The following is a 5,261-nucleotide window of genomic DNA, read 5'->3' on the forward strand; positions in this document are numbered from 1 at the left end:
CTCCGGCGGCCGGCGCCCCGGCGGCCGGCGTGTCCTGGGCGGCGGCCGGAGCGTTGGCTTGCCGGGCCGGCTGGGCCGGGGTGGACGGGTTTACGGTAGTGAGCATCATCGTCATTCCTGGTTGGCGCCTGGTTCGGCGTCGTTGTGGAGCGCGTAGGCGATCCAGCCGTCTTTGTTGGCGCGCATCTCTTCCAGGCGCGGTTCGAGCGCGCGCGCGGCGACGTTCGCACGCAGCGCGGCCGCGTCGTGCTGCGCGTGCACGCGTTCGAGCAGCACGCGTTCGGCGGCATTCCATGGACCGTGCGCGGCGAGTGCGCGCAGCAGCGGAGACAGCGCGCGGGTGTGTTCGCCCAGCCCGTCCCAGTCTTCGCGCACGGCGGCTGCCTGCATGGCCTCGCCCAACCGGGCAACCTGGGCCAGCCGCGCCTGACGGTCGATGGCGTCAGCCATTGCGTGCCTGTACGCCGGCCCAGCCCTGGCGGATGGTCGTCATGACCCTGACGACATCGTCGACCATCGCCGGATCCTGCTTGATGCCGGCGCCATGCAGGTGCGTGACGCAGAAGTCGTACAGGTTGGCGAGGTTGGCCACCACCTGGCCGCCGGTCTCGAAATCGAGGGAGCTGGACAGGCCGTTGATGATGTCGACGCATTTGTTGATGCTGTTGGCGCGCTGCTCGTAGCGCTTGGCCACGATGTGGGCGCGCGCACGCGCCAGTTCGTCGAGCAGGCCGTCGGTAAGCACCAGCACGAGCTCGATCGGCGAGGCGCGCGACGTTTGCGCGTCCAGGCTGGTGGCGTGATAGCTGCTGTAGGCTTCGGTATAAGACATCTCGAATCTCTCAGTTGTTGGAGCTGCTGAACAGGGCAGTGAACATGGAAGAATTCTGTTGCATCTGCGCCTGCAGGGCTTGCAGGTCGGTGTATTGCTTCAGGTAGCGCTGGTAGGCCGCGTCGTACTTGGTGTTGAGGTCGGTCTGGCGCTTGGTCATGTCCGATTGCAGCTTCGTGTTCGCGTCCGTACGTTTCTTGATCTGGCCGGTGGTGGCGTTGCTCCACTGGTTCAGGTAAGTGTTCAGGGAACCTGCGATGCCCGTCGGCGTCACCGTGCTGGCCTTACCGATCAGCGTGTCGAGGCCGGTCGGGTTGACGGCCAGCTGGGATTGCAGACGGCTCGTATCCAGGCTCAGGGTGCCGTCGCGGGCAGCCGTGATGCCGTAGGAAGCCAGCGACAGGATGCCGGCCGGGCGCAGCAGGGAAATCATGCGGTCGTGCAGGGCCTGGACGCCGGAGTCGTGGGCGAACGCGCCGGCCGCCACGTTGTTCGTGGGGTCGCCCGCCGTGACCAGACCGTCGAGCGCCGACTTGAGTTTGTTATAGGCGTCGACGAAGGCCTGCACGTTCTTCGCGGTGCCGCTGCTGTCGCTGCCGACCGTCAGCGTGACCGGATCGGAACCCGGTGCCTGGGCCTTGGTCGCGGTGAACGCCACGCCGTCGATGTTGGTGAACGTGTTCGATGCCTGCTGGAGCTTGGTGGCGGCCGGATCGGTCGGGTCGCCGAGCCAGACGATGGCATCCTGCGCACTCTTGACGATCGTACGTGCCGCCGGCGCGAAGCCCGCCTGCAGGCCGGCGTCGGTGGCGTTCGAGCCGTCGACCGAGACGGTGTTGGCCACGCCCGTGTTCTTCGACGACAGCACCAGGCGCGGCGTGCCGCTGACCGTGATCACGCCGGCCGAGACGAGGCCCGTGTTGCCGCTGGCGCCGTTGATCGCGGCCGCGAGCTCGCGCACGCTCAGCTTGCCGTCGTGGTCCGTGTCCGCAGTGGCGTCCAGGTTGACGTCGAAATGCGCCGTGTTGGTGGCGGCGCCTTCGTCCGCCAGGTTGATCGTCAGCTTGCCGCCGAGCGCCGCGCCGTCCGCGAGGCTGTTGTACGAGACCTGGCTGCTGGTCGCGACCTGTTGCACGAACAGGCTGTAGGTGCCGGTGGGCGCCGTCGACTTGGCGGTGGCCGTGCCGACCGTCGTATCCGAGACGGCGGCGCTCTGGGCCAGCATTGACTTGCCGATGCCGGCCATGCTGGCGAGCGCGGTCTGGAAGTCCGAGATCGCGGAGCCCAGCGTGGACAGGGCCTTGGCCGTGGCGGTCGCCGTATTGGTCTGGTTGGTCAGCTGGGTCTGCGCACCGTTGATGTACTTGTCGGCCAAAGCCTTGGCGGTGCTGGTCGGATCGTAGGTGGGGGCGGTGATCGTGCTCGTTGCCATATCGGTTCTCCTGCTTATGCGTTCTTTGCCAGCCACGACTGCGTGGCGATTTCGTCTTCGCGCTTGCGCTGCGTGCGCTCCTGCACCCGCGCGTAGGCGGCCTCGTGCTGCTCCAGCACCTTGCCCAGCAGCTCGCGCTTCGTCCAGGCGTGGGCCAGGTTCTGCTGCGCGACGGCCATGTCGGCCTCGTGCAGCTGCAGGTCGGTGCGGTGCGTGTCCGCCAGGGCGAACACGGCCTGCTTGTAATTGCCGCAGTTGATGGCCAGCGCCGGCGACAGCACATGCGCGCCGGCCGGCTGGCCCGACGGGCCGCTGCCTTCCGCCAACTCCGTCAGGCGTTCCACGCTGGCCTGGTAGCGCGCACGCGTCGCTTCCTTTTTCGCCAGCGCCGTCTGCAGGCGCTCGACCTCGGTGCTGCGTACGCGCACGAGGGTGTCCAGGCTCACGATCGTCTCGCGCTTGCTCATGCCATCATCGCTTTCAACTGGTCGACGCAGGCCGCGAACGGCGCGTCTTCGCGCGTGCCCTGGCACAGGAACGCTTCGATATGCGGGTGCAGCTTGACGGCGCGGTCGGTCTCCGGATCGGCACCGGGCTGGTAGGCGCCGAGCGGGATCAGGTCGCGCACGCGCGCATGCTTCGCCAGCGCGGCCTTGACCTTGCGCGCGGCCAGCGCGTGCTCCTGCGACACCACCTGCGCCATGCAGCGGCTGATGGATTGCGCCACGTCGATCGCCGGGTAGTGCCCGCGTTCGGCCAGCTCGCGCGTCAGCACGATGTGGCCGTCGAGGATCGCGCGGGCGCTGTCGACGACCGGGTCCTGCTGGTCGTCGCCTTCCGCCAGCACCGTGTAGATGGCGCTCATGCTGCCCTGTTCGTTTTCGCCGTTGCCGGCCGATTCGACCAGCTGCGGCAGGTTCGAGAACACCGACGGCGGATAGCCGCGCGTGGCCGGCGGCTCGCCCAGCGACAGCGCGACTTCGCGCAGCGCCATCGCATAGCGCGTGAGCGAATCGCACAGCAGCAGCACGTTCTGGCCACGGTCGCGGAAGTGTGCCGCGACCGCATGGCACAGTTCCGTCGCCATCACGCGCATCAGCGGGCTCTCGTCCGCCGGCGCCACGACGACGACAGCGCGTTTCAGGCCTTCCGGGCCGAGCGACTTCTCGATGAATTCGCGCACCTCGCGGTTACGCTCGCCGATCAGGCCCACGACGATCACGTCGGCCACGGTCTGGCGCGTGATCGTCCCGAGCAGCACGGATTTGCCGACGCCGGAACCGGCCATCAGGCCGACACGCTGGCCCTTGCCGATCGTGAGCATCGAATTGATTGCGCGCACGCCGACGTCCAGCGGCTGTTCCACCGGGGCCTTCTTCAGCGGATTGACCTTGGGTGGCGTCGTCGGCAGGATCGAATCGCCTGCCAGCTTGCCGAGACCGTCGATCGGCTCGCCCAGGCCGTTCACCATGCGGCCCATCCACGACGGGCCGATCTGGATGCTGGACGGGCCCGTGGCCGGCAGCACGCGCGCACCGGTCACGAGGCCGTCGGCCTGCTTGAACGGCATCAGATACGTCACCTTGTCGCGAAAGCCGACGACCTGGGCATCGAGCCAGGAGCCGTCGACGGTCTCGACGCGGCAGCGCTGGCCCGTGTGCAGGCGGCAGCCCACGCTTTCCAGCAACAGGCCCTGCACGGCGACCAGGCGCCCGGTGGGCGTCGCCACCGGCGGCGCCTTGATCTCCAGGGCGCGCAGGGTTTCGGCCAGGGCGCTCACTCGGTGTCCTCCGTGGCGGAGGAGTCGAGGCTGTCACGCACCTGCGCCATGCAGGCGGCCAGGCGGCCCTGGCAGCCGGCGTCCACTTCATGGTCGCCCGCGCGCACGCGGCATTCGCCCAGGTCCAGCGTCGGATCGGCCATCAGGTTCCATTTCTTCGCGCGCTTCGGATCCAGTTCCTGGATGCGCTTGAGTTCTTCCGGATTCATGAAGACTTCGACCTCGTCGCGCGTCGGCGGCATCGCGGCCAGCGCCTCGTCGACGAGGTTCAGCATCTGCACCGGCTGCAGGGCCAGCTCGGCGCGGATCACCTGGCGGGCGATCTTGCCGACCAGGTCCACGACTTCCTTGCGCTGGGCGTTGCGGAACTCCGTCTTCAGCTTTTTCAGGCTGCGCAGCATGGCGTCGACCGGCTTGGCCATCTGTTCCAGCTCGGTCAGCGCCTGCTGGCGGCCTTCGGCCACGCCGCGCTCCACGCCTTCCGCATGGCCGGCGTCGTAGCCGTCGTTACGACCTTCGTCCAGGCCGACTTCATAGCCCTCGCGCTGGCCCTGGCGATAACCGTCGGCGATCGCGCTCTGCCAGTCCTCGTCCGGCGAAGTCGTGGACGACGGCGAGGACGACTGGGCGCGCTTGGCCACGCCGGCGGCGATGAACTGCGCCAGTGGCGGGAAGTGGTAGGGCCGGAACTGCTTCATTCCGCGGTCGCCTCGGCGAACAGCTGGACTTCGATCTCACCGTTGTCGGCGAGCTCCTTGACCTGGGCCATGATCTCCTGGCGGGTCTGCACGATGCGCGACATCGGCACGGGGCCGGACCGCTTCATGAGGTCCTCGAAGCTCTGCGCCTGGCGCTTCGGCATGGCGCCGAGCAGGGCCTGGCGCAGCGCGGGCTCCGCGCCCTTGAGCGCGATGGCCCACTGCTCCAGCGGGATCTCGTCGAGCAGGCGCGTGATCGTCTGCTCGGTCTGTTTCGACAGGATGAAGAAGTCGTACATCGACATCTCGATCTGCGCGRCCACGTCCGGATCGTGCGCGCGCAGCAGCTCGACCATCGTGGCACGGTTGTTCGGCAGGCGGTTCAGGATCTCGGCGGCCTGGCGCACGCCTTCCACGCTGGCGCTCTGGGTGTCCAGCGCGGACAGGCAGCGCTGCACCAGTTCCTCCAGCTCGCCCAGCAGGTCGCGGTCGATCTCTTCCAGGCGCGCCAGGTTCAGC

At 68.2% G+C, this 5,261-nt stretch carries 7 protein-coding genes; all 7 read right to left on the reverse strand.

Features of this window, described 5'->3' with window-relative positions:
• Positions 1-111: 111 nt before the first annotated feature.
• Positions 112-450: a hypothetical protein gene (locus tag AC1DYX_RS27295; protein WP_477264738.1), complete on the reverse strand. Its 339-nt coding sequence runs from the start codon at positions 448-450 to the stop codon at positions 112-114.
• Entirely contained in the window at positions 443-832 is a 390-nt protein-coding gene (gene fliS, locus AC1DYX_RS27300) for a flagellar export chaperone FliS (protein WP_477264740.1), read from the reverse strand. The genes AC1DYX_RS27295 and fliS overlap by 8 nt, the downstream gene beginning before the upstream one ends.
• Positions 833-842: 10 nt before the next feature.
• Positions 843-2,264: a flagellar filament capping protein FliD gene (fliD, locus tag AC1DYX_RS27305; RefSeq protein ID WP_477264742.1), complete on the reverse strand. Its 1,422-nt coding sequence runs from the start codon at positions 2,262-2,264 to the stop codon at positions 843-845.
• A gap of 14 nt (positions 2,265-2,278) precedes the next feature.
• The gene (gene fliJ, locus AC1DYX_RS27310) at positions 2,279-2,731 is read right to left on the reverse strand and encodes a flagellar export protein FliJ (protein WP_477264744.1); all 453 of its coding nucleotides are present in this window, start codon (positions 2,729-2,731) and stop codon (positions 2,279-2,281) included.
• Positions 2,728-4,044 (reverse strand): flagellar protein export ATPase FliI, encoded by a 1,317-nt coding sequence (fliI, locus tag AC1DYX_RS27315; protein ID WP_477264746.1) that lies wholly within the window; start codon positions 4,042-4,044, stop codon positions 2,728-2,730. The genes fliJ and fliI overlap by 4 nt, the downstream gene beginning before the upstream one ends.
• Entirely contained in the window at positions 4,041-4,742 is a 702-nt protein-coding gene (fliH, locus tag AC1DYX_RS27320; protein WP_477264748.1) for a flagellar assembly protein FliH, read from the reverse strand. Before fliH ends, fliI begins: the two co-directional genes overlap by 4 nt.
• Positions 4,739-5,261: FliG C-terminal domain-containing protein (locus AC1DYX_RS27325; protein ID WP_477264750.1), on the reverse strand; the 523-nt coding region annotated here is incomplete at its 5' end. The genes fliH and AC1DYX_RS27325, both read right to left, overlap by 4 nt.

The organism is Massilia sp. P2_C2, from assembly GCF_056404615.1.

Coding starts and splice junctions, on each gene's coding strand:
- fliH (WP_477264748.1), bottom strand. CDS start 4,742: ATGAAGCAGTTCCGGCCCTACCACTTCCCGCCACTGGCGCAGTTCATC.
- AC1DYX_RS27295 (WP_477264738.1), bottom strand. CDS start 450: ATGGCTGACGCCATCGACCGTCAGGCGCGGCTGGCCCAGGTTGCCCGG.
- fliS (WP_477264740.1), bottom strand. CDS start 832: ATGTCTTATACCGAAGCCTACAGCAGCTATCACGCCACCAGCCTGGAC.
- fliD (WP_477264742.1), bottom strand. CDS start 2,264: ATGGCAACGAGCACGATCACCGCCCCCACCTACGATCCGACCAGCACC.
- fliJ (WP_477264744.1), bottom strand. CDS start 2,731: ATGAGCAAGCGCGAGACGATCGTGAGCCTGGACACCCTCGTGCGCGTA.